The sequence below is a fragment of the Coprobacillus cateniformis genome, assembly GCF_009767585.1.
Lineage (GTDB): Bacteria > Bacillota_I > Bacilli_A > Erysipelotrichales > Coprobacillaceae > Coprobacillus > Coprobacillus cateniformis.
Window position 1 is genome coordinate 2,512,883 of sequence record NZ_WSNW01000001.1, and the last position, 24,277, is coordinate 2,537,159.

Annotated in this window: 28 protein-coding genes; 24 read left to right on the plus strand and 4 right to left on the minus strand. The window is 31.9% G+C overall.

Annotated features, from left to right (window positions below; all coding sequences use genetic code 11):
• The first annotated feature begins 333 nt into the window (after positions 1–333).
• From GQF29_RS12310 to GQF29_RS12330, 5 genes are all read left to right on the plus strand, one after another.
• Positions 334–1,224 (plus strand): DUF4261 domain-containing protein, encoded by an 891-nt coding sequence (locus GQF29_RS12310; protein WP_008787657.1) that lies wholly within the window; start codon positions 334–336, stop codon positions 1,222–1,224.
• Positions 1,225–1,227: 3 nt separating this feature from the next.
• Positions 1,228–1,974, plus strand: coding sequence for a hypothetical protein (locus GQF29_RS12315; RefSeq protein ID WP_008787658.1), 747 nt, complete (start codon positions 1,228–1,230; stop codon positions 1,972–1,974).
• Between the two features lie 162 nt (positions 1,975–2,136).
• Positions 2,137–3,618 (plus strand): UbiD family decarboxylase, encoded by a 1,482-nt coding sequence (locus GQF29_RS12320; protein ID WP_008787659.1) that lies wholly within the window; start codon positions 2,137–2,139, stop codon positions 3,616–3,618.
• 14 nt (positions 3,619–3,632) lie between these two features.
• Complete coding sequence (locus GQF29_RS12325; RefSeq protein ID WP_008787660.1) at positions 3,633–4,358, plus strand: DUF554 domain-containing protein; 726 nt, start codon at positions 3,633–3,635, stop codon at positions 4,356–4,358.
• 1 nt (position 4,359) lies between these two features.
• Positions 4,360–4,920 (plus strand): UbiX family flavin prenyltransferase, encoded by a 561-nt coding sequence (locus tag GQF29_RS12330; RefSeq protein ID WP_008787661.1) that lies wholly within the window; start codon positions 4,360–4,362, stop codon positions 4,918–4,920.
• A gap of 8 nt (positions 4,921–4,928) precedes the next feature.
• Here the strand turns inward: GQF29_RS12330 and GQF29_RS12335 are convergent, their stop codons facing one another.
• Entirely contained in the window at positions 4,929–5,822 is an 894-nt protein-coding gene (locus GQF29_RS12335) for a LysR family transcriptional regulator (RefSeq protein ID WP_117598815.1), read from the minus strand.
• 77 nt (positions 5,823–5,899) lie between these two features.
• Here GQF29_RS12335 and lpdD point away from each other — a divergent pair, with 77 nt between their 5' ends.
• The 4 genes from lpdD to GQF29_RS12355 all read left to right on the plus strand — a co-directional run bounded on the left by lpdD (position 5,900) and on the right by GQF29_RS12355 (position 7,671).
• On the plus strand, positions 5,900–6,205 hold the full coding sequence (gene lpdD / locus GQF29_RS12340; protein ID WP_236916430.1) for a prenylated flavin chaperone LpdD: 306 nt from the start codon (positions 5,900–5,902) through the stop codon (positions 6,203–6,205).
• Positions 6,206–6,332: 127 nt separating this feature from the next.
• Complete coding sequence (locus GQF29_RS12345; protein WP_008787664.1) at positions 6,333–6,680, plus strand: TIGR04076 family protein; 348 nt, start codon at positions 6,333–6,335, stop codon at positions 6,678–6,680.
• 54 nt (positions 6,681–6,734) lie between these two features.
• Entirely contained in the window at positions 6,735–7,196 is a 462-nt protein-coding gene (locus GQF29_RS12350; RefSeq protein ID WP_008787665.1) for a hypothetical protein, read from the plus strand.
• Between the two features lie 70 nt (positions 7,197–7,266).
• Complete coding sequence (locus GQF29_RS12355; RefSeq protein ID WP_008787666.1) at positions 7,267–7,671, plus strand: DUF4259 domain-containing protein; 405 nt, start codon at positions 7,267–7,269, stop codon at positions 7,669–7,671.
• A 306-nt stretch (positions 7,672–7,977) separates the two neighbouring features.
• Here GQF29_RS12355 and GQF29_RS12360 read toward each other — a convergent pair whose 3' ends face one another.
• Positions 7,978–9,138 carry an IS110 family RNA-guided transposase gene (locus GQF29_RS12360; protein WP_008790901.1) on the minus strand — a complete coding sequence of 387 codons (1,161 nt, stop codon included), beginning with the start codon at positions 9,136–9,138 and terminating at the stop codon, positions 7,978–7,980.
• Between the two features lie 308 nt (positions 9,139–9,446).
• On the opposite strand from GQF29_RS12360, the gene GQF29_RS12365 reads away from it, so the two are divergent.
• From GQF29_RS12365 to GQF29_RS12420, 12 genes are all read left to right on the plus strand, one after another.
• Positions 9,447–9,725, plus strand: coding sequence for a hypothetical protein (locus GQF29_RS12365; protein WP_236916431.1), 279 nt, complete (start codon positions 9,447–9,449; stop codon positions 9,723–9,725).
• A 79-nt stretch (positions 9,726–9,804) separates the two neighbouring features.
• Positions 9,805–10,323, plus strand: coding sequence for a hypothetical protein (locus tag GQF29_RS12370; protein ID WP_054325572.1), 519 nt, complete (start codon positions 9,805–9,807; stop codon positions 10,321–10,323).
• Between the two features lie 21 nt (positions 10,324–10,344).
• On the plus strand, positions 10,345–11,001 hold the full coding sequence (locus GQF29_RS12375; RefSeq protein ID WP_008787670.1) for a hypothetical protein: 657 nt from the start codon (positions 10,345–10,347) through the stop codon (positions 10,999–11,001).
• A gap of 68 nt (positions 11,002–11,069) precedes the next feature.
• Positions 11,070–11,453, plus strand: coding sequence for a hypothetical protein (locus GQF29_RS12380; protein WP_008787671.1), 384 nt, complete (start codon positions 11,070–11,072; stop codon positions 11,451–11,453).
• Between the two features lie 49 nt (positions 11,454–11,502).
• Complete coding sequence (locus GQF29_RS12385; RefSeq protein WP_008787672.1) at positions 11,503–12,609, plus strand: DNA alkylation repair protein; 1,107 nt, start codon at positions 11,503–11,505, stop codon at positions 12,607–12,609.
• A gap of 40 nt (positions 12,610–12,649) precedes the next feature.
• The gene (locus tag GQF29_RS12390) at positions 12,650–12,997 is read left to right on the plus strand and encodes a hypothetical protein (RefSeq protein WP_008787673.1); all 348 of its coding nucleotides are present in this window, start codon (positions 12,650–12,652) and stop codon (positions 12,995–12,997) included.
• Positions 12,998–13,053: 56 nt separating this feature from the next.
• Positions 13,054–13,371, plus strand: a complete 318-nt coding sequence (locus GQF29_RS12395) for a MazG nucleotide pyrophosphohydrolase domain-containing protein (RefSeq protein WP_054689995.1) — start codon at positions 13,054–13,056, stop codon at positions 13,369–13,371.
• 209 nt (positions 13,372–13,580) lie between these two features.
• Positions 13,581–14,123 carry a class I SAM-dependent methyltransferase gene (locus tag GQF29_RS12400; protein ID WP_237713654.1) on the plus strand — a complete coding sequence of 181 codons (543 nt, stop codon included), beginning with the start codon at positions 13,581–13,583 and terminating at the stop codon, positions 14,121–14,123.
• A gap of 149 nt (positions 14,124–14,272) precedes the next feature.
• Complete coding sequence (locus GQF29_RS12405) at positions 14,273–14,740, plus strand: hypothetical protein (RefSeq protein ID WP_008787676.1); 468 nt, start codon at positions 14,273–14,275, stop codon at positions 14,738–14,740.
• 512 nt (positions 14,741–15,252) lie between these two features.
• Positions 15,253–16,113, plus strand: a complete 861-nt coding sequence (locus GQF29_RS12410) for an alpha/beta hydrolase (protein ID WP_008787677.1) — start codon at positions 15,253–15,255, stop codon at positions 16,111–16,113.
• A 93-nt stretch (positions 16,114–16,206) separates the two neighbouring features.
• Entirely contained in the window at positions 16,207–17,484 is a 1,278-nt protein-coding gene (locus tag GQF29_RS12415) for a PTS sugar transporter subunit IIC (protein ID WP_008787678.1), read from the plus strand.
• Positions 17,477–18,220 carry a ChbG/HpnK family deacetylase gene (locus tag GQF29_RS12420; RefSeq protein WP_008787679.1) on the plus strand — a complete coding sequence of 248 codons (744 nt, stop codon included), beginning with the start codon at positions 17,477–17,479 and terminating at the stop codon, positions 18,218–18,220. Before GQF29_RS12415 ends, GQF29_RS12420 begins: the two co-directional genes overlap by 8 nt.
• On the opposite strand, the gene GQF29_RS12425 is transcribed toward GQF29_RS12420, so the two are convergent.
• Positions 18,214–19,545 carry an MATE family efflux transporter gene (locus GQF29_RS12425; RefSeq protein WP_008787680.1) on the minus strand — a complete coding sequence of 444 codons (1,332 nt, stop codon included), beginning with the start codon at positions 19,543–19,545 and terminating at the stop codon, positions 18,214–18,216. The genes GQF29_RS12420 and GQF29_RS12425 overlap by 7 nt on opposite strands.
• A 71-nt stretch (positions 19,546–19,616) precedes the next feature.
• On the opposite strand from GQF29_RS12425, the gene GQF29_RS12430 reads away from it, so the two are divergent.
• The 3 genes from GQF29_RS12430 (at position 19,617) to GQF29_RS12440 (ending at position 23,394) form a co-directional block, all read left to right on the plus strand.
• Positions 19,617–20,348: a MerR family transcriptional regulator gene (locus GQF29_RS12430; protein WP_008787681.1), complete on the plus strand. Its 732-nt coding sequence runs from the start codon at positions 19,617–19,619 to the stop codon at positions 20,346–20,348.
• A 104-nt stretch (positions 20,349–20,452) separates the two neighbouring features.
• Positions 20,453–21,886 (plus strand): 6-phospho-beta-glucosidase, encoded by a 1,434-nt coding sequence (locus GQF29_RS12435; protein ID WP_008787682.1) that lies wholly within the window; start codon positions 20,453–20,455, stop codon positions 21,884–21,886.
• 110 nt (positions 21,887–21,996) lie between these two features.
• Positions 21,997–23,394, plus strand: coding sequence for a glycoside hydrolase family 1 protein (locus GQF29_RS12440; protein WP_008787683.1), 1,398 nt, complete (start codon positions 21,997–21,999; stop codon positions 23,392–23,394).
• Between the two features lie 193 nt (positions 23,395–23,587).
• Here the strand turns inward: GQF29_RS12440 and GQF29_RS12445 are convergent, their stop codons facing one another.
• Complete coding sequence (locus GQF29_RS12445) at positions 23,588–24,133, minus strand: TetR/AcrR family transcriptional regulator (RefSeq protein ID WP_008787684.1); 546 nt, start codon at positions 24,131–24,133, stop codon at positions 23,588–23,590.
• Positions 24,134–24,277: the final 144 nt, after the last annotated feature.

The window sequence follows — 24,277 nt, forward strand, 5'->3', positions numbered from 1 at the left end:
AAATGAGGAAAGACTCACTTAAGAGGAAAACAAATACCATGAGATATGTATCATTTGTTTGTTCATGTATGTATTTTTAATCAGAAGAATTAATTGTTGATTCGACAAAGACAATCTGGTAAAGAAAGATAATCTGATTTATGGGATATGACAGTAGGTGGGAGTGTCTTGGCTGGTGAAACAAGTCAAGTTGCAGCAATATGAGGAAGTTCAAAATGTCAAATGGGCGTCATTAAATGAAATTCTAGAATTCATGTGACACAGAAAGTTTATATCTTATTATGAAAATGATGTTAAACTTTTATATACAGTTGGTTGCATTAGGGAGGATATATGAGCGAAGAAAGACAATCAGTCAATATGGACGAATTTGCAGAGAAGTTTGCAAATGTTTATTTCATCAAATTATTATTTAAAGAAGATATCAAAATACCTCATGAAACATTATATACAAAGTTAGAAGAGGCTTTTGGTGAAGTTGATAAAGTAGCAACAGGAGAATTATCATCTTATGCATTATGCAAGCATGTTGTCACTTATCAAGGTGGAGAGGTTCCATCTCAAGTAATGATAACAAATACGATTCCCTTTGATCAAACGACTATTCCTGAAATGGCAATGTATCAATGCTGGACATGTGATGATGCTAAGGCACTTTTACAAAGTTGCAGTTATGAAGTGATGGTTGGTGATTTTATGGCTGGAGGTCTAGAGATTGAAGAGCGTTGTCAGATGATTGCTAAATATGTGGATATTTTGTTAGAGGTATTTCCAGAATGCATTGCTCTCTATTGGCCACACTCTCAAAAATTTATGCCAGTTCAAGCGTATGTGCAAAGTCAGTGGAATAATCCCAAATTACATTTCTTAGATGGAGGCTTGAATGTTCGTTTTTTTAATATTCAAGATAGTGAAGATATGTTGGTAGATACGACGGGACTTATTTCATTAGGAATCCCAGATTTACAGATTCATTTTCATGATTTAGACCACAATTTTGTGATTCAATATATTTATAATTTTGCTTCTTATTTATTTATGAATGGTGATGTTGTTAAAGATGGTGAAACAATGGATGGTCGTGATGAAAATGAACGTTGGGTCTGTCAACATGAAGACAGTTTAATTGCTCCTAGACGGGTTGTTCTGGATATCAATGCCAACCAGTTTGCAGCTGGAAATAGAAATCAAAATGATATCATAAATGAACAGAAATGTAGGTAAAATATGACACAAAAATTTGGTTTTGTTAAAATAAAAAGTGGTATACATAAAGGGAAAATAGCCCGTTATATTGGAAATGATGAAAAAGGAAAGGCTCATATATCTTTTCGTTATGATCAAGATTTTTTAAGTTGGCCTGTTTATTCGCAAGTGCCAAAAAGTGTTTTGAATGATGATATATCTTTAATTGATATTATAGATCGTTATTACGATGTGGTAGGTGATTTGAATAAAATATCGTTAAAAGGTCATCCCAAGGTTAAAAAGTATTCTGCAAAGCATAATGAATTGATTTGTGAAAGTCATTTGTTAAGATGCTTGTTAAAGGAATATACATCTATTCATCAACTTCAATTTAAGGAGAAGGAAACAAACATTTATTTGATGAGTTCTTTTCAAGATTTATTCGTGGTTAATGATTTGATAGCTGAATTATCTTTGAATCACTGGCATATTTGTCATTATGACCATGAAACACAAACTGCTTACCATTTGGAACATGCTTTGAGTATGTGCAGTCAGTTTGTTTTTGTTTTATCACAACATTATAATGAGAGAGATATGCATCAAGAATATCAGGAAATTTTGGAAAAAAAGACTGATTTACAACAAGTAACTTTTGTTACACTTGATCAAGATATACAATTCAATGAAGACTCTTTGTATATTGATAGAAAAAGTGATAGTGATACACTGAGAAGAAAAGTTCTAGAGTTAGAAAAAAGATTTATGAATTATGATAGTCATTAGTGAAAGTATAATTGAAAGATTATACTTTTTTCTATTCCATTTTGGAATATGAACTTGCGAAAGAAGAATTGTTTGACAATCTTTGCATGTGTTAAGATAGGTGAGTCAAAGAGGGGAAAACCGAGTTGTACCTTCAAAATCATATAGAGAAGGAGAAAAGATATGTCAAAGAAAAAAGTGAGAGATTTACGTTCAGCACTAGAGTTATTACAATCTATTGATGGACAACTTGTTGAAACGGATGTAGAAGTCGATCCATTAGGAGAACTTTCAGGAGTTTATCGCCATGTTGGAGCAGGTGGAACAGTGATGCGTCCTACCCAAGAAGGACCGGCTATGATTTTCAATCATGTGAAAGGTCATCCTGGTGCTAGAGTCGCAATCGGATTGCTTGCGAGTCGAAGAAGAGTAGGATATTTATTGGATTGTGAACCGCAGAAGTTAGGATTTTTATTAAAGGATTCAGTGAATAATCCTATCAAACCAGTTGTTATACCTCATGAACAAGCCAAGTGTCAGGAAGTGAAATATTTTGCAGATGACCCTGATTTTGATATTAGGAAATTAGTGCCAGCACCGACAAATACGTTAGAAGATGCAGGGCCTTATATCACTCTAGGAATGTGTTATGCATCTTCTCCTGAAACAGGAGAATCAGATGTGACAATACATCGTATGTGTTTTCAATCCAAAGATGAAATTTCAATTTTTTTACAACCTGGTGCCCGTCATATTGGATATTTTAGAGAATTAGCAGAAGCCAAAGGTGAGGCATTACCGATTTCCATTAGCATTGGTGTTGATCCAGCTATTGAAATAGCATCATGTTTTGAAGCGCCTACAACTCCTTTGGGTTATGATGAATTACAAGTGGCAGGTGCAATAAGAAATGAACCAGTTGAACTTGTTGAATGTTTAACGATTAACGAAAGAGCAATTGCGAATGCTGAGTATGTGATTGAAGGAGAAATCTTACCTGGAAAACGTATTCGTGAGGATATTCATTCCAATACGGGAAAAGCTATGCCAGAATTTCCTGGTTATTGTGGACCGGCAAATCCAGAATTACCTATTATTAAAGTCAAAGCTGTGACAACCAGAAAAAATCCAATCATGCAAACATGTATTGGACCAAGTGAAGAACATGTTTCTATGGCAGGAATTCCAACCGAAGCGAGTATTTTAACGATGGTAGATAAAGCCATGCCAGGAAAACTGCAAAATGTTTATTGTGCTTCTAGTGGTGGTGGGAAATATATTGCAGTCATGCAGTTTAAAAAATCAGTTCCTTCTGATGAAGGACGTCAAAGACAAGCCGCATTATTAGCATTTAGTGCTTTTGCAGAATTAAAACATGTTTTCTTAGTTGATGAAGATGTGGATCCATTTGATATGAAAGATGTGATGTGGGCAATGACGACACGTTTCCAAGCTGATCTTGATCTGATTACAATTCCAGGTGTACAATGTCATCCATTAGATCCATCTAATCAGCCAGAATATTCTGCTCATATCAGAGCCCGTGGCGTTGCTTGTAAAGCTATATTTGATTGTACTGTTCCATTTGATCAAAAAGCGCGTTTTGAAAGAGCAAAGTTTATGGATGTTGATCCAAAATGCTGGTTACCAGATATGTTGAAATAAGGGAGGAATAAAAAATGCCTATAGGAGTGATTATTAATGCCTGCTCAGTTCTTTTTGGAGGAATTGCAGGTGCATTAGTGGGACATAAATTAAGTCCAAAATTTAAAACAGAAATAAATCTTATTTTTGGTGTGTGTTCAATGGGCATGGGGATCAGCACGATTGGACTCATGAAAAATATGCCCGCTGTTATTTTTGCAATTATTATCGGAACAGCAATTGGATTATTATTACATTTAGGTGATTGGATTCAAAAGGGTGCAACTTTTATGCAAAAACCAATTGCGAAAGTCTTTCAAAATAATTCAGATATGAATGAAGAAGAATTCTTAACCCAATTGGTGACGATTATTGTTTTATTTTGTGCGAGTGGGACAGGAATATATGGATCTCTAACCGCCGGAATGACTGGCGACAATTCGATCTTGATTTCTAAATCCATCTTAGATTTTTTTACAGCTGCAATTTTTGCATGCAACTTGGGGTATGTTGTTTCTATTATTTCTATTCCACAATTCTTAATTTTCTTTGTTTTATTCTTATGTGCAGGATTGATATTTCCAGTGACATCGCCTGATATGATTGCTGATTTTAAAGCTTGTGGAGGGTTTCTGATGTTAGCAACTGGTTTTAGAATGGTGAAACTGAAAAATTTTCCTATTGCTGATATGATTCCTGCTATGATTATTGTTATGCCATTGAGTTATATTTGGGTGACTTATATTATGGCATTGGTGTAATATGAAAAGAATAGTGATTGGAATAAGTGGGGCAAGTGGGATGCCACTGGCTATTCATTTATTGAAAATGTTACAGGTAACTCAAGATGTTGAAACACACTTAGTGTTGAGTAGAGGGGCCGAAATGACCATTCTACAAGAAACTGGTATGAGAATTGAAGATGTGAAATCATTAGCTGATTGCGTTTATGATAATGATAATATTGGAGCAAGTATTGCAAGTGGAACCTTTCATACAGATGGTATGATTGTTGTTCCATGCTCCATGAAGACTGTTGCAGGTATTGCACAGGGCTATTCGGATAACCTATTATTGCGAGCGTGTGATGTCATGATTAAAGAACAAAGAAAACTTATTTTAGTGACAAGGGAATCTCCTCTATCATCAATTCATTTGGCTAATTTGTTGAGTTTATCTCAATTACATCATGTGATGATTATGCCACCCATGCTAACATATTATAACTTGCCTCAAACCATTGAAGATATGGAAAGACATATGATTGGGAAGATGCTTTCTCAATTCGATATTGAAGTTCCCTGCTTTAAACGCTGGCAATAAAAAGCAGTCTAGTGGCTGCTTTCTTGATACTTTATTGGTTGTAAAGTGTGAACAAACTCTTGAATGGCTTCTTTGTGCTTTGAATTGAAAGAATAATAAAGTTTAATATCACCATGAATATTTTCAATAAAAGGGAGAATGTGAACTTGATTAAGATGGAAAATATGTAATGATTTTTTCATGAGCAATGCAATCCCATTATTTTCACTAGCTGCACTTAGAATTGTTTCAATTCGACCATGTCTATGAATAATGGGATTGAATCCAGCTTGCTGACATGCCTTGATAGCAAGATTACAAATAGTTGTGTATTGAGGGGGGAGAAGCAGTTTTTCATCCTTTAATTGGTTTATAGATAATTGCTGAAGATGGGAAAATGGATGTTGTTTAGAAATGGCTGCGACTAAACTGTCTTCATAGAGTAAAATTTGCTGAAAAGCATGGAGTTCTTCATAATCACCTCTTAAAATATAAATATCATAATCGTGATAATCTAATTTATGATGTAAATCTCGTTCTTCAACTTCATCTATAATCAAATGAATATGAGGATGATTTTTAGAGAAATCATTTAATTTATGTGCCAAATCGTAATGTGAAAAGATTGGCAGCATGGCAATTTTAATAGTATTATGATTTTCTTCTTTGATTGTTTGTAAATGATCTAACATTTTTTCATAATCTTTGAGAATCAGTTTTGCATCTTTTAATAACTGTTGTCCATCATGTGTAAGAGTGATTTGGCGATGGCTGCGATCAAAAAGGAAAATTCCCAATTCTTGTTCTAACTTAGCAATTTGTTTTGACAAAGCAGATTGAGTGATATTCATTTCTAAAGCAGCTAATGAGAAAGTTTTATGAACACTCACTGCATAAAAGTATTGTAATTGTTCAATTGTCATTGTAGTCACCTATTCTTTATTGGAATATTTTATCATAATTTTTAAAGAAAGGAAAAGGAAAGATGAGAGGGATATGTATGAAACGCACAATTGAATGGATGGGCAAAGATTTAGTTATTCATATCTACAATGAAAATGGCCATATAGGCAGTGTTGTCACTGGAGAACCTTATATAAAAGAGAATGAAACACATGTGACTTTTAATACATGGAATCAGCTTGGACATAAGGATGATATTGTTGCAACAATGTATGTGAAAGCTGCAGTCATGAAATATCATTGTGTTGTCAGTTGTATTTGTGGAATTCATTTAGATCATATAACACCTTTAGAAATGCAAGCTATATTCAATTGGGTTAAAGAAGATATAAAGACTCTATAATAATCACTATTCTATAACAAGATAGTGATTATTTTTTTACTCTCAAAAAGGAGTGCTTATATAATATAGTAATGATATAATGTATTTATATTTGAAAGTTATAAAAATTTAAACTTGGAGGATTGTTATGAAAAAATGGTATGATGAGGAATATGAATGGGAGATTGAGGTCATTGGGTTCCTTCGTAGTGACCATACAGAGCGATATTGTCGTAATGGTGAAGAGATAGGTGATAAATATACATGTACATATGGCTGTCCAGTTAATCAGGATGGACAAGGCATTTGTTCTAAAGTCATGACAGTGATGTTTCCAATTATGGAAGCAGTCAGAAGTGGTGGTGATTTAAAAAATATTGGTGGAGATAGTCATTATAGCAAAGATATTGTTTGTCCAGATGGTTGTGTTATGTTTAGAATGACAGCTAAGAAACTTGATAATGAAAATTTTTATAAGGGAAAATTTTTTGAATGAGTTCAATGAAATTTAATTATGTCAAAAAATTTTTAGTAAAGGAGAGATAAATATATGAAAGATTTTTTTAGTGCACTTGTCAGTCAAGAAAAAAATAGAGTTATACCTGAAGAGTTTAATTATTTTGGAAAACTTATTGGGAGTTGGCAAATTGATTATGTTGAAAGTCATCATTCTCGTGTCATAAAAGGTGAATGGCATTTTTCATGGGTTCTTGAAGGCATGGCAATTCAGGATGTCATTATCTTACCTGATTATGAATATGGAACATCACTTCGGATCTACAATCCTGATACGTATGCATGGGATGTTGCTTACGGTTATACTGGAAAAATTATACGTCTTGAAGCAAGAAAACAAGATGACATGATAGTTCTTACATACATTGATGATGAAACAAGAAAATGGATTTTTACAAGGATTGAGGATAATCAATTTCATTGGCAGAACATCACTATAAAAGATGATGGTGACTGGTATGTCAATGCAGATATATTTGCAAAACGTATCTTATAGGCATGGTCTATGAGAAAATAAAATGAGAGTTTATAGAAGAAATGTTACATTTTGCAGAGGAGGTCAATATATGGGTGCATGGGATTATGGTGTGTTTGATGATGATACGGCTTATGATGCTTTAGATGATTTAAAAGAGTCAGCAAATATTGTGATTGATATGGAAAAATATTTTAACGAGGTCATAAAGACAGATTATGTCGATTATGATAAAGGACATTATGCATTAGTATCAGCTGCGGTTATAGATAGTGTCATAAATGGGACATCGTATAGATGTGATGATAGTTATAGTGAATGGATAGAGACATTAAATGAATTTGATTTGACTCCACTCAAACAAAAGGCTATACAAGCTATTGATAGTGTTCTTTCTCATCATTCTGAATTGAATGAATTATGGGCAGAAAATGAAGAATTGTATACTTCATGGCGAAATGATAAACTTGGAATACAGAAAAGACTTATAAAATAGGTGTATGTAACAAACAGTTGTTTAGAATTTGTAAAGGACAATGACTATGATTTTAGTGATAGAATGTATGATTGCTTGTATTGCCAACACGATAAAAAAAACCAGTGAAATATATTATGTCCTATTCTCTAGAAATCAGAAAGACAACTATATTAAAGTCAAGTAGTAAATTGTGAAAAAGTATGAAATATAAAATACTTGAAAATATAGTATTCGATCTTTGAAATTGTGAATGTAAATATGTTGAAAAGAACTATAGTTAAAAATAGCACATTTCAATAAAATGTGGTTTGTTAAAAGTTTTGACTATTTGAGTGAATTTATATCGAAAGATAGATTGTTTGTTTCGAGATGATAAATAATCCTCAAAAGTTTTCTTACACAATGACCTAAAGCACAGAGGTGCCCTTTACCTTGATTTCGTTTTAAATGATAGTAATTATTGAATGCAGGGTTATGACGAATTACAGGAATAATGACTCTATAAAGTGTTGTTCTTAGATATTTGGAACCTTTCTTGGTTATGGCTGTTTTATCAGCTGAAAATTTGCCAGATTCACTTATATAAGGATTTACACCTGCAAATTTAATTACTTTTCCTGCATTTGAGTATTTACTTATATCACCAAGTTCAGCTAAAATAGAAGTACCAGTAATAATTGATATTCCTGGTATTGATGTGATAGAAGAAGCTTGTGTGATGGCGAGTTCTTCTATTTTTTTATCTAATTCTTCAATTTGAGAGTTGATTAAATCAATACTGGAAATAACCGATTGAATGATAAAAGAAATAGAAACATCATGAATGCCAACAGAATTAGAAGCTAATTCTTTTAATTCTTCCGCACTAAAGGAGTTACAATATTTAAAACATTTTCTTAAAGAACGAATGTCTGTATGAGCAATTGTATAAGCGTCACTATATTTTCTTAAAATGTTTAAATAAGTAATGGTGTATTCGTTATTAAATAATGTATTAAATTCAGGAAAAACAATGTCAATATGTCGTTGAAGAACATTCTTTTTACGATTCATTTCAAGGGTTAGTTGTGTACGATAGCGAGTTAATTCTTTCGCTTCCTTTAATTTCTCATCTTGAATAGAGATGATACGATAGTAGGCTTTGTCTAAAAGCGCTTTCGTAATTAATAGGGCATCTTCTTTATCACTTTTAACGGATTTTAAAGAAGCTTTTCTAAGGCTTTTAGTAGTAATAGGGTTAATAAGAGCTACTTTATAGCCTTCAGCCAATAAACTACTTTCAATGGCGAAGTTATAGTGCCCTGTATCTTCCATACCGATTAAGAGTTCGTTTTTTGAATATTTATTAAGTTCCGTATAGAGTTTTTTAAAACCTTCTTTATTGTTTTTGAAGAAAAAAGGATCACATAAAGATTCGCCAGTAGAAGCCTCCATGATAAAAGCAGCGTGTTCATATTTGGCGATGTCAATGCCAACAAGTTTCATAATTATCAATTCCTTTCTTACGATAGTTTGTGATTGTGAAATTGAATCCACTTCAAAGGTATCAAAAACCTGGTGTGTTTAGAATTCAAAAGACTCATACAACTAATAATAAATGCGATACGAAGAAGTGGTAAGATTCTTTCTAGAAAGTCAGAGCAATAGAGAGTAAGATACAAATCCACATTCACAATTACAAATTTTATCACAACCTGAAGTGATACCAAAAGATTCAGGTAGAAAGGAGAATTGGTATATTAGATTTATTACTCTTTGTATGAGTAACTTCAATATACCAGAGAGTTGAGTCTTTGGCAGCAATCGCCTATTTTTCAGGAACTAAAATCTTTTCAATGCAAGTTTTACATGTGTTTATATTATTCATTGTTGTTAATCTCTTTGATGTCATTGTGTTTGATTTTGGCGTGTTCTGTTATAGTAAAAAATTAAGAATTGCTGGAACTGCAGATATGGATAAAGAATACGAAAATTATTTATTCCATGTCAAAGGAGACATAAAGGGAATTATGTTAGGAAATGTGATTTCTCTTTTATCTGTATGCATTATTTACATAGTATCTATTATATAAATACCCAATTCAAAGCATTGATGTAAAAAGTAATAAAATTAGATTTTGCATTAGAATATTTATAGGAGGAATAAATTTGATGAAAGATTTATTAAGAAGCGAAGAATACGATTTTGTTAATGCTAATGACAAGCGGTTTATAGTGGCTTTTGATTCTGAAATGTTAAAGTTGGGTTATACTTGTAACCAAACAATAGGAGAGGGATATTGTTGGGGAAGGAAAATGATTATTTACACGAAAGCAGGCGTGAAAAGCAAGAAATCATATGCTCGAATTTATTTACGTGATAGTGATCTGATTCTCCGTATGTATTTCAGCAATGTAGATAAACATAAGCAGGTAATTGAACAAGCACCAGACTATATTCAGCATGCATTCACTGATGATTATGGAGCTTGTAAGCATTGCCATAATATGAAAGAGGATGGGACATGCAATCATAGAAAAAGCTATACGATTCACAATCGACAGTATGAATTTTGCGATGGTTTTGCATTTTGGTTCTTTTCTCCTGACCTTGCAAGATTACCAGATTACATCAAGTTGTTTCTAGACTTTTATCCAGATAAAAAGCGAAAAGTAAAAGTTATGTCATAATGGACTCAGGGGGGATTGAATATGAATAAGGAATGGTCTGAACTTAATAAAATAATGCAGGCTCAAATAAAAAAGAAAGATACTTATAAGATGGGTATTGATACTTTACTTAGTTTACGGAGTCAGTTAATGCAAACTTTAGTATCTTTCAAAGAGGAGTTATGCAGAGAAGATTTTAATGCAATTCCCTTCATAAACGCTGATGGTTATCATAGTAAGACAATCGCTTATTCTATTTGGCATATTTTTCGCATTGAAGATATAGTTATGCATACAGTGATAGATGAAGATGAACAAGTATTTTTTGCTGGCAATTATCAAGAGCGTATCAATTCACCCATCATTACAACAGGAAATGAACTTATTAAACAGCAGATTGCAGACTTTTCAAAACAGCTTAATCTGGAAGAATTATATTCATATATTTTTGAAGTACGGGAAAGCACTGAAAAAATGCTTGAACAGTTATCTTATGATGAACTGAAAAGAAAAATACCAGAAGAAAGAAAAGGATATTTAGAATCGTTGAATGTAGTCAAAGACACTGAACAAGCCATTTGGCTGATTGATTATTGGTGTAATAAAGATATTCGTGGACTCATTCAAATGCCGTTTTCAAGACATTGGATTATGCACACAGAAGCTTGTTTGCGTATTAAGAACAAGATACATTCATAAGCAAAAACCCTAGTTTATAGGATTGGTGTAAAGAGTCATAAAATTAGAATTTAAAAAGGAGTTTGATTATGGATAAAAGTAGTTTCAGGTTTAATGCAAGCCCGTATGGTAGCGGTGAATATATCGCAGAAGTTGATGGATTGAAAATAGAGATTTCAGAAAAGTATTTTTCAGATGAAAAAGTAGCATTTGCTGAAAAGCTAATAGCAAGCTATCCTACAAAGGTACCTGCCTTGGCTAAGTTTTGTATGGAATCCGAGTGCTTTAAAGCATGTTACCCTGATGAAACCATGGATACGATTATGGAAAAACTTCATCTTCCAGATATGAGAATTGATAATATTGGAGGTATTTTAACTTATTACAATCACGAACTGGATGAGGAACATATAATTGAGGTTGAATTTTCCGGTTTAATGAATAGTTTTTTCTCTGTTGGAATTGATGGCTGAGTATCAGTTTGTTAAACTGGAAAATTAGAATTTGAAAGGGAATATCAATATGACAGAATCAATAAAGAATAGATATAATTATGAATCATTATATAAAGTAGCTATGGATATTCAATCAGTTTATGAGGCGTTTCAAGTAGATGAGTTTTTAAAATCAACTATGGATGATACGTGGGATGGTTTAGAATTAAAAGATAGAATAATAAAAATAAGTGATAACTTAGGTCAATATCTTCCAGCAAAGTACAGTGAAGCTATAAGCATTATTGACAAGATAGTGATGAATTATGGCAATTGGTTAGATGGCTTTGCTGGTTTCTTTCCTATTTTTGTTGAAATTTATGGACAACATGAAGCAGATTGGGATATGTCAATGGGAGCATTGGCAAGATATACACAGTATGCATCCTCAGAACTTGCTGTAAGGGCATTTATTATTAAGGATGAAAAACGGATGATGAAACAGATGATTGAGTGGTCTAAGAGTGATAATGAGTATGTGAGAAGGCTTTCTTGTGAAGGATGCCGTCCTGCGCTCCCTTGGGGACAGGCACTCATTAGTTTCAAAAAAGACCCTACTCCCATCCTTCCCATTTTAGAACAGTTGAAAAATGATATTTCAATTCATGTTCGTAAAAGTGTAGCTAATAACTTAAATGACATTTCCAAGACACATCCAGAGTTAGTTACAAAAATTGCAAGGAATTGGTATGGAAAATCTAAAGAAACAGATTGGATAGTCAAACATGGATGTAGAACACTTCTTAAAAATGGTCATCGTGATGTGCTTGCCATATTTGGGTATCAAAACACTATGATTACTGTTGAGAGTTTTGCTTTGAGTAAGAATGCTATTTTTATTGGTGAGAATATTTCATTCTCTTTTGTTATTTCTACTAAGGAAGAGACAAAGGCAAGGCTGGAATATGGGATTGATTATGTAAAATTTAATGGTAAAAGAAATAGAAAGATATTTAAAATATCTGAAATGACATTGAAAAATAGTGAAAGAAAGCAGTATACAAAAAAGCACTCTTTTGCGGATATAAGTACAAGGAAGCATTATCCAGGTATCCATTCTCTTACCCTTATTATCAATGGGGTAGAACAAGGAAAACTAGATTTTGAATTACGTTCTCGAAAGGTAAAAGTTTAGCTTATAGAAATGTTAAAATGAAAATTTGAGGAGAGGTTTTATGTTTAATGAAATATGTATATATGAAGCAAAATTAAATAAGTTAGATGAAATTGAAGAACTCATGAAGGAAGTGGCAGAATTTTATCTGAAACAAGATGGTGTGATTGATGTTCATTATATAAAGCGTACTCATCGACAAAAAGACTTTAATGCAGTTAAAGAGGGGGAATTACCTATTCGTCTGACAAGAAATATAGGGAAAGTTACATATGTATTATATTGGGCAATGGAAAATGAAGAAGTTCATGCAAGAGTTGGAAAACTTGGTATAGAGAAATTTTACAAACGATGGAATAGGTGTTTAACCACAATGCCTAAAATAATTTTAGGAGAGAATATTGTTTGAATTATATCTTCAAGGTTGATGAGTTATAAAATTTAGAATTTGAGTAGGTGAATAACATGGTTGATTTTAGTATTAATGAAATGCAAAGAAGACTTCAAGATAAGTATAAGGATCAATGGGAGCCTATTTGTCCTGAGACAGGCAAAAATAAGATGCTTTGGATGATTGGTGAAATAGGTGAAGTCATTGATATCATTAAGAAAAATGGAGCAATACAGGCTTCATCTGATGATAATTTAAGAAAAGAACTTGTTGAGGAATTGGCTGATGTTCTTATGTATTATAATGATATAATGTTGTGCTATGACATTACTGCTGATGAACTTAAACAAATATATAATAAAAAGTTTCAAAAAAATATGGAACGTTGGTAATTACATTTTCATAGAAAGAAATTATAGATGAATATTATGATAGAAAACAAATGATATTGACTGGAAAAGGTGTTGTATTGGCTAAAGATATTAAATATGATTGAAGAACTTATGAAGTTTGCTTGAATGATATTTTTAGAAGTGAGGTCATCATAATTGAATTTGTACCATTTATTGGAATATTTAGAGATACAAAATATAAGATTGGGGTGAATATATTGAGAACAATACATTATGCAGTTTTAAATGAAATGAGTTGTTCACAGACAATTCCACAAACTATTTTAGATGTCGGTTGTGGGAATGGAGCATTTACACAAGCGGTTTCTGCGAAATTTCCACTTAGTACTATCACTGCAATTGATACTTCTATTTCTCAATTGGTTTCATCTGCCAATATAACATTTATGAAAGGAAGTGTTGAGCAATTGCCATTAGTTTCAGAATCATTTGACTTGGTTATTGCTGTATTATCGTTACATCATTGGAAAGAAAAAAACAAAGGAATTAATGAAATATATCGAGTTCTTAAAAAAGGTGGCAGACTTATAATTGGTGATCCATTGCTTGAAGACTGGATGAGTCATTATATCCTTGGAGTGTTAATGCAAGTATTAGATGGTGGCTCTTTTACAGATAAAAAAAGAGTAAGCGAATATTTAAATATGGCAGGATTTGAAGATATTAGTATAAGGCTTATTCCAAATACGATGAAGTCGTTATATCTTATTACGGCAAAAAAAGCTATATGAGAATATGATCAGTTTAATAAGAATCAATACATATTATCAAACTTTGATAAGGAATTTAGAAAGTTAACAAAAAATAAGTATTTTAATTTATTAGATAAATTCTGATTTATAGAGTGAATAAAGTAATAAATTGAAAGTGAGGTGCTAAATTGAAAAAGAATATAATACTTTCTGTATGTTTCATGTTTTTGCTTGTGCTCACAGGTTGTTCATCAAAAGATGGTGAAAAAGATTTGTCAATGCGTCAAGATCTGGCACTCATATATGAAGAAACAGTATCTCCGAATAAAGAATATGTCAAATCAGAAGAAGATATAGTGAATTATAGTATTGAAGTATACCAAAATAAAGACTATAAAATTTTAGTTAATGCGAAATCTAATTCTCAATTTTTCGAGCCAATGCAATATGAATTAGAATATGATAAGAAAATAACTGAATCAAATATAACTGTAAAATGGACAACTCTTATGGGGAACCCAAAAGCAAAAGAAAATGATCAATTAGGTGTAGCTTATGTATCTATTTTGGAGAATGGAAAAGTATTGAGTGAAAGAAAAATATCTTTTGTCAATAAAGCTATTGAGACGATAACAGATACAGTTAATAAGAAGTGAAAATAACTACTACACTTCCTGAGAATTCTTTCTTGCTTTAGGGTATGCATTAAAAAAGAAGATTTAATCCTATTGATAAATACAATAGTTTTAGATATTCTATTCTTTTAAATATCCATTATCGAGTAGGAATCTTTTTGAGATCGGGTAGTTATTTTTTGTTTCCTTTTATAATTTCAAGGAGTAGCTTGACAATGATTGCAATGATAGCTATCACTTAGGATAGTATTTCATAATCGCTCATGCTAACCACCTCCGTTGTTTCAAATTTCTCTAATGAGATATCTACATCAATAGAGTTTCCAATCTCTGGTCTATTGACCAAAGCATAACCACCTACCGTTATAATTATTCCATAACATCACTATAGCATATTTAAATACTGCTTTTTGCATATAAAGATTGCAGTTTCGATAATTAGATTTCTTTTTTTGAATCAAAATGGAATATATTCCAAAAATAACTTGCAAAACGGAAAATAGTATATTATACTGATGTTGTGAGGTGAGAAGATGAGAGAAAGAAAACAGGTAGATATTCATAATTATCATGGGAGTTTTGATGTTCAATACAGTCCTGTGTCTAAGACGTGCGTAATGGATATCTTTTTACCAGAGGGAGAAGGTCCGTTTCCCGTGATTGTCTCTATTCATGGTGGAGCTTTTAAAAAGTGTGATAAACGTGATGAAGAAATGATACTAGATATGTTACATGGGCTTGACAAAGGATATGCGGTTGTTGGAGTCAATTATAGATTGAGTCAAGAAGCACAGTTTCCTGAACCAGTCAAAGATATCAAACAAGCTATTCGGTTTATTAAGGATCATGCAGATGAATATAACTTAGATAAAGAGAAAATTGTTGTCTGGGGTGGCAGTGCAGGTGGGTATTTTGCATTGATGTCAGGACTTATTGATTGTTATGATGAATTTGATGATGAGTATTCATCAAATACCAATACCAAGATTCAAGGATTGGTTGCATGGTTTCCACCTGTTCATTTTAGTAATATGGATAATCAGTTAAAATCATCTGGTTTATTAAAGGTATACCCTGATCATGATGATTCTCAGTCACCTGAATCATTATTTATCGGAGCACCTATAACTGAATCGTATGAGTTGGTTGAAAAGGCTAATCCAGAGACATATTTACATACGGATATTTGTCCTATGTTCATTCAACATGGCAGAGAAGATATGATTGTTCCATATCAACAATCACAGGATTTTGTGAAGAAAGCAAAAATCATTTGTGGTGAAGAGAAGATTCGTTATGAAATTATAGAAGGGGCAAATCATGGAGATCCATTATTTAGTACTCTAGAAAATCTCAATAAAGTTTATGCATTCATTGAAGAATGTTTTCGTTAATACCAACAGATGTTGGTTATTCATTTGGCTTAATTTGGAATGGATTCCAAAATTAAATATAAAGAAGGAAAATTTAAAGAAAGAGGGAGTAATATGGAAGCTTTAACAAATGTGTTAGAAAATTTTTTAATGCCTATTTCATCATGGGTATCACGTAACAAATCATTACAGGGAATATCGAAAGGATTTATGAGAATTCTGCCAGTTACAATTTTAAGTTCAATGTTTTATTTAATTGCGAATTTTCCAATCACTGGTTGGACTAATTGGTTAGCAAGTTCAGGAATAGGAAATTATATTTTAATTCCTTATAATGTGACAATGGGATTGTTTGCTTTATATGCAGCATTTGCAGTTGCCTATAGTTATGCGCAGAATGAGAAATGTGATGCTTTGTCAACGGGGATTGTCTCTTTAATTTGCTTCTTGGTTTTAACACCTTATGTAACAGATACAGCTGGAGCCTTATTCGCCGAAGGAGATTTAGCTTATAGTTTTGGATGGTTAGGTTGTAAAGGATTATTTGTGGCAATGTTGATTGCAATTATTGTAGCTAAGGTTTATTGTTTATTTGAGAAAAAAGGTTGGACGATCCATATGCCCGAAGGTGTTCCACCATATGTTGAACAATCATTTGCATCATTAATTCCTGGTTTTATTTGTGCTGGTGTTTGTGGCATTCTTGCTTATGAATTGAGTTTAACATCATTTGGAAATATTCATGAATTGATTTATCATTATTTACAAACACCTCTAACAGCCTTAGGTGGTTCTATTTGGGGATATTTAATTGCAACAGTTCTCATCCAATTATTATGGTGGTTTGGTATTCATGGCTTCAATGTTGTTATGGGGGTAATGATGCCAATTTTCTTAGGTATTGATATGGCGAGAATGGCTGGTGAAACAACCAATCCGATTGGGATGAGTTTAATGACAGTTGTTGGTCAATCAACAGTCTGTTGCTGTATTATCATGTTATTCTTCTGTAAGTCTAAACAATTAAAACAAATTGGTAAAATTGCGACTCCAGCGGCTATTTTCAATATTGGTGAACCAATTGTCTTTGGTGTACCAAATGTTTTGAATCCATATATGTTTATTCCAACCGTTTTATTAGTTCCAATTGTGACAAATTTATTTTTCTATCTTGGTTTTGTAAGTGGTATTGTCACACCACTCTCTGGTGCACAAGTGTCTATGCAAGTTCCAGTTGTTCTTTATGGTCTGGTTCAAGGAAATTGGATGGTTGCTCTATGGCAGGCTTTAGCAATTCCATTAGGTGTTATTCTTTTCTTACCTTTCTATAAGATGTATGATAAAACACTGGTAGCTAAGGAAAAAGAATTGGAAGCTCAAAAGAATGACTAAAAAATTAATCTTAAATGCTGATGATTTTGGATTAACATCAGGGATTAATTATGGGATTTTAGATGCCTATCTTCAACATTCAATTTCTTCTATAAGTTTAATGATCAATACTCCAAAAACCTTAGAAGCTATTGAAATTATGAAAAAATATAAAATAACATGTGTTGGGATTCATATCAATATAACATTAGGAAAGCCAGTATCAAGTCCAAGTAATATTCCTTCCTTACTTGATGAACATGGATATTTTCATAAAGCAGATTGGTGGTTTCAAAATCAGGTTAATGAAAATGAATTGATATTAGAATTTGATAATCAGATTGCATTATTTGAAAAACTGACTGGTCAAAAACCTAATCATTTGAATTACCATCATCGTTTTGATTTTTATCAATATTATCCATCATTAGCAAAACATCTGTTTGAGAAATATCAATTACCAATGCGTCTGGAAAAAGATTATCATGAATATCCATATGAATATGCCATTAATCAGACTTATTTTCTCAATACTCATGATGATATTCATAAATATTTAATTGGAGATATTATTGAAATGCCATGCCATGTTGGTTTTGTTGATCAGTCAATTATGGAAATGAGTAGTTTGAATTTACAAAGAATGGAAGATCATGCATTGGTTACTTCATCAAGATTTAAAAAACTTTACCATGATTTAGGATATCAATTGATTGGCTGGAATCAGCTGCAAAAGAAAACGAGAAACTCTTATTGAGGTTCTCGTTTCTTGTTAACAAGATATATAAAGAAAAATGAAAGGAGAAATGATACGAATTTACCAATAGTTTCACCACTCCAAAAAGCATTTGTAACAAGTGGTGATAATAACATATAAGTTGCTATGATTTTTATAAACAGATCACTTAAATTACAAATTAAAAAATAAGTCATATTCATAGAACTCCTTAATAAACTTTCATTCATGAATTTAAAGATACTCATAAACATCATCGCAATTGAACATTGCAAGTATGTTTTAAAGAACTGATAACCTTCGTGATAATTATCAATAGAAAAGAAAGGTTGACAAAGAAGGTGAGGGAAGATGAAAAAGAGGAAAGCGATCAATGTCATATAAATCAAAGACAACTTGATAAAGAAGATATAGATTTTTTTTAATTCTGTAAATTCTTGTGAAACAATCATTTTTGCTGCATAAATGGAAAAAGCTTGTGTAAATCCTAAGACAACAATACGTGAAAGAGTAAGTACTTTATTAACAGCTACAAATCCACTGATGATTTCACTTCCAAAAGGATTAATCATTGATTGAATAAAAATAAATGAACAAGTAATTACAAATTGCTGTATAACTGATGGAATTGTAATATGAATGAGCTCTTTGACTTGTATCATATCAATATGAGGTCTCCAAGTAAAGCCTGGATAATCCTTAATTTTATTATAAAGGTGATAAAAAGCAACAAACATAAATAAAGCTTGAGCAATAATTGTAGCTAGGGCAGCTCCAAAAACTCCTAAATGAAAAACACAGATAAACAATAAATCTAAAATAATATTAAGAAGAGAAGACCCAAAGACAAAATAAAAGCAATGTTTAGAATCACCAAGTGCTGTGATAATAGCTCTTGAAATATCATAGACATAAATAAAAGGAACCCCAATCATATAAGTCATTATATAAGCATTGGTAAAAGGAATGAGTTCATTTGGTAGGTGAATCCAACGATATAAAGTAGGCAGACATAAAAAACCTAAAGCAACCAAGGTGATGGAAATAGTTAAAGCAATAGCTATAATGTTGATACTTCCATTGGCAATTTTCTGTAAATCCTTTTTTCCTAGATAACGAGAAAATATAATCTCTGATGATAACTCAATTCCACCTGAGACAACAATAAACAACATGACAATTGTGCCAGCATTTCCAACTGCTGCTAATTCATCAACGCCTAAAAATTGACCAACAATCATTGTATCAGCAACGTTATAGAATTGTTGTGTAAACATACTTAAAATAATCGGAATAGAAAAAAAGAAAACTTTTTTATGAAATGGATTCTTTAGCAGTGTAAACATTGTTTTGACCTCCTTGCTGTGTTAATATATTTATAAACTATTACGCAACGTTATAGTCAAGGAGAAGTTATATGAAATATTTTATGACCACTGGGGAGTTTGCAAAATTCTGTCAAGTGACAAAGAGAGTCTTGTTTTATTATGATGAGTTGGATCTATTGAAACCTGCTTATATGAATGAAAAAGGTTATCGTTATTATGCGATGCATCAGTTTGATCAAATGAACACAATTAAACTTTTTCAAAATCTAGGAATGTCTTTAAAAGATATTCAGGAATTAATTCGGAAAGAAGATTTTGTAGAAAAGAAAAAAGTTTTACTTGAACAGTTTGATATTGTTAATCAAAAGATTCAAGAGTTTGAAGATATGCGTAATAATCTTATGTTTTTAACAAAACGTTTCTCAGTTTTACAACAATATGGTTTTTGTCAACTTTTTGAAGAAGAAATAGAAGACGAATACTATTATCGAGAGACAAAACCTGATGGAAATATTTGGTTGGGATATATGAATTATGGTTATCAGTATGGAGTCATGTTTGAGAGAAATCAATTTAAAAGTTTTCAGTGGACTTTTAAGAGATGTCAACAAGAGGAGGCTAATTATATGAAACCAAAAGGACGTTACTATGCAGCTTTTTTCTTGTTGAAAAATGAAGAGATTTTAACCTGTGTACCAAACTTTCTAAAGATGCTTCATTATGAAAAAACTTATGGTCCTCTTTATCATGAAGATTATTGTAGTGAAATTGCCGGGTTTAAAGAACAGTATGTTATAAAGTTATCAATTCAAATAAAATGACAGGTTATTTTCAAATTATAAAAACATTTTTCTTATTATGAAAGAAAGATGAATGAATCTATTGATTTTAGTAGTATAATATTGCTAGAAATGGAGGAATAAATATGGCATTAAGAGAAGATTTTTTATGGGGTGGTGCTGTTGCAGCTCACCAGCTAGAAGGTGGTTGGAATGAAGGCGGGAAAGGAGTGAGTGTTGCTGATGTGATGACTGCTGGGGCTAATGGTGTTGCCCGCCGTATTACAGATGGTGTTTTAACAGGAGAAAACTATCCTAATCATGAAGCCATTGACTTTTATCATAGATATAAAGGAGACATTGCTTTATTTGCTGAAATGGGATTCAAATGTTTTAGAACTTCAATTGCCTGGACTCGTATTTTCCCCAATGGTGATGAATTAGAGCCTAATGAGGAAGGATTAAAGTTCTATGATGATTTATTTGATGAATGTTTAAAGTATGGTATTGAACCCGTTGTGACATTATCTCACTTTGAATTACCATATCATTTGGTTACAGAATATGGTGGTTTTAGGAATCGTAAGTGTATTGAATTCTTTGTCAGATTTGCTGAAGTCTGCTTTAAAAGATATAAAGATAAAGTAAAATATTGGATGACATTCAATGAAATCAATAATCAAGCAAACTATCAGGAGGATTTTGCACCTTTTACCAATTCAGGTATCAAATATGAAGAAGGAGAAAATCGTGAAGAAATCATGTATCAGGCTGCTCACTATGAGTTAGTAGCAAGTGCAAAGGCAGTAAAAATTGGTCATGAAATTAATCCTCATTTTCAAATTGGGTGTATGATTGCGATGTGTCCAATCTATCCGCATTCATGTGATCCTAAAGATATGATGATGTCAGTAGGAGCAATGCATAAACGCTACTGGTTTACAGATGTGCATGTGCGAGGATATTATCCATCATTCATGGTGAAGTTCTTTGAAAGACAGGGATATGATCTTGATATCACAGAACAGGATGAAGAAGATTTATTAGATGGAACAGTAGACTACATAGGATTCAGTTACTATATGTCATTTTGCACAAAATATCAAAGAGAGAATCCAAACTATGATTATGATGAAACAGCAGATCTGGTAACAAATGAATATGTCAAGGCAAGTGACTGGGGCTGGCAGATAGATCCAGAGGGATTAAGATATTCATTGAACTGGTTCTATGATCACTATCAATTACCAATGTTTATTGTAGAGAATGGATTTGGTGCAATTGATGTCAAAGAGGCAGATGGAACAGTTAATGATCAATATCGTATTGATTATTTAAGAGCACATATAGAAGCAATGAAAGCAGCAGTTGATATTGATGGTGTTGATTTAATGGGATATACACCTTGGGGATGTATTGATTTGGTTTCTGCTGGAACAGGAGAAATGAAGAAGAGATATGGATTTATCTATGTAGATAAAGATAATGAAGGAAATGGAACATTAGAAAGAAGTAAGAAGAAGTCATTTGAGTGGTATAAGAAAGTGATTGCTTCTCATGGTGAAGATTTAAGTGATTAGTGCTCAAAAGAGCACTTTTCTTTTCTCATTTTGAAAATTGATTTCACAAAATGAAAAAAGAAAAATCATAAAAAGAAACAAGGTATACTGAAGACAGAGGTGAAAACATAATGAAAACATTTAAGAAAGATTTTTTATGGGGAGGAGCCATTGCTGCTAATCAGGCTGAAGGGGCTTATCTGGAAGATGGAAAAGGAATCAATGTAACCGATGTCTCAAGGGGATTGGTTTATGAACCAGATGAAAAGGTTATAGATGGGAAATTCTATCCAACTCATGAGGCTATTGATTTTTATCATACGTATAAAGAAGATTTAAAGTTAATGAGTGGAATGGGATTTAACTGTTTTAGAACATCTATTTCCTGGGCGAGAATATTTCCTCATGGTGATGAAAATGAGCCCAATGAAGCGGGTTTGAAATTTTATGATGATTTGTTCAATGAAATGAATGAACTTGGTATGGAACCGATTGTTACCATTTCTCACTATGAAACACCATTGCATTTATATGATGAATATGGTGGATGGGAAAATAGAAAATTAATTGAATTCTTTACAAGATATTGTAAAGTCATCTTTCAACGTTATAAAGATCAGGTAAGATATTGGATGACATTTAATGAAATTAATAATGTTCATACAATTCCCTTTGCAGCAGGAGCGATTAAACCGGAGAAAACAGATCATTCAATGCAATGTAGATTTCAAGCTGCTCATAATATGTTTGTAGCTAGCAGTAAAGCAAATAAGTTATGTCATGAAATTATTCCAGAAGCAAAAATTGGATGTATGTTGTCATTAAGTGGTATTTATCCTCATACATGTAAACCAGAAGATGTATTGGGGGCTTATCAATTGAGAAGGCGTTCTTTATTTTTTAGTGATGTGATGATGAGGGGATATTATCCAAGTTATGCAAATCGTTGGTTTGAAGAACATCATGTTCATTTAGATATACAGCCAGGAGATTTAGAAATTATCAAAGAATATCCTAGTGATTATTTGGGCTTTTCTTATTATCGAACAACAACATATAAAGATGGAATGCCAATCTTAGGGCATACTGGTGGATTAATTGGTGAAAAAAATCCTTATTTAAAAGAAACGCCATGGGGATGGCAAATAGATCCTATTGGTTTTAGATATGTTTTAAATGAATTATATGATCGATATCAAAAACCACTATTTGTTGTAGAAAATGGAATGGGAAATGTTGATGTTTTAGAAGGTGATCAAATTCATGATAATTATCGTATTGATTATTTAAGAAGTCATATTCAGCAAATGAAGGAAGCAGTTGCTGATGGTGTTGATTTAATGGGATACACATATTGGGGGCCTATAGACATTGTTTCAGCTGGAACAGGGGAAATGAAGAAGCGATATGGCTTTATTTATGTGGATAGAGATAATGATGGAAAAGGAACTGGAAAGCGTTATAAGAAAGATTCATATGAATGGTATAAAAAAGTCATAGAAAGTAATGGCGAAGAATTAGATGATTAGATAAAATGCTGTTATGAAGACAATATAAAATAGCACTCAAAGTGCTATTTTTATATTGTCAAGTTATTTAGTGGATATAGATTGCTTAACCAACATCCGTAGAATTTATGAATCATTTTTTAAGAATCTTATACATTGGCTTAAGTAAAATTATATGTTATATACTTTGAATAATAATAAAAGGAGTATTTTGTTAAATAATAATCCCCTGATGGATAAGTCTAGACAGTGTTTTGGTATACTCTTCCATAGATTCAAAATTTGGATTTTCAAGCCACTCTCTAAGTAACATAATAAATCCACCAATATAAATATTTAAACTTCTTTGAACTTCTTCAGATACAGAATACTCTTTAATAAGAGATTCTAATATCACTCTTTTAATATCGTGATAGAAATAGAAAGAAAAATCTTGATTAGCTAATACATTATAAGTCTCAAAGTCATTCTTTAAGATATCCATTGTTTTGTTTAATAAGAGATCAATCTTATTAACTAGTAATTCTTCTTGATGTTTATTTGTAAAATGGATGAGTTGATTAAGAAAATCTCTTTGAAAACTTTCCCACAAATCAATTGTATCTTTATAATGTGCATAAAAAGTCCCTCTACTTATATTAGCAGTATGAATAATATCAGTGACAGTAATTTTTGTGGCAGGTTTTTGTTTTAATAATTCGATATAGGCATTCTTTATTAATATTTTTGAACGCATAGCATTTCTATATTCATTTCGCATAATTTTCCCCTCCAATTCTATACAAATAACCCTTATTTATCTAAAATTAAACAAATCTTAATATATTGCATATTGTTGTCTTGTTTTTTTCTTATTATAATATAAGTAAGATTAAAAAGGTATATTATTTTATGAAAATATATC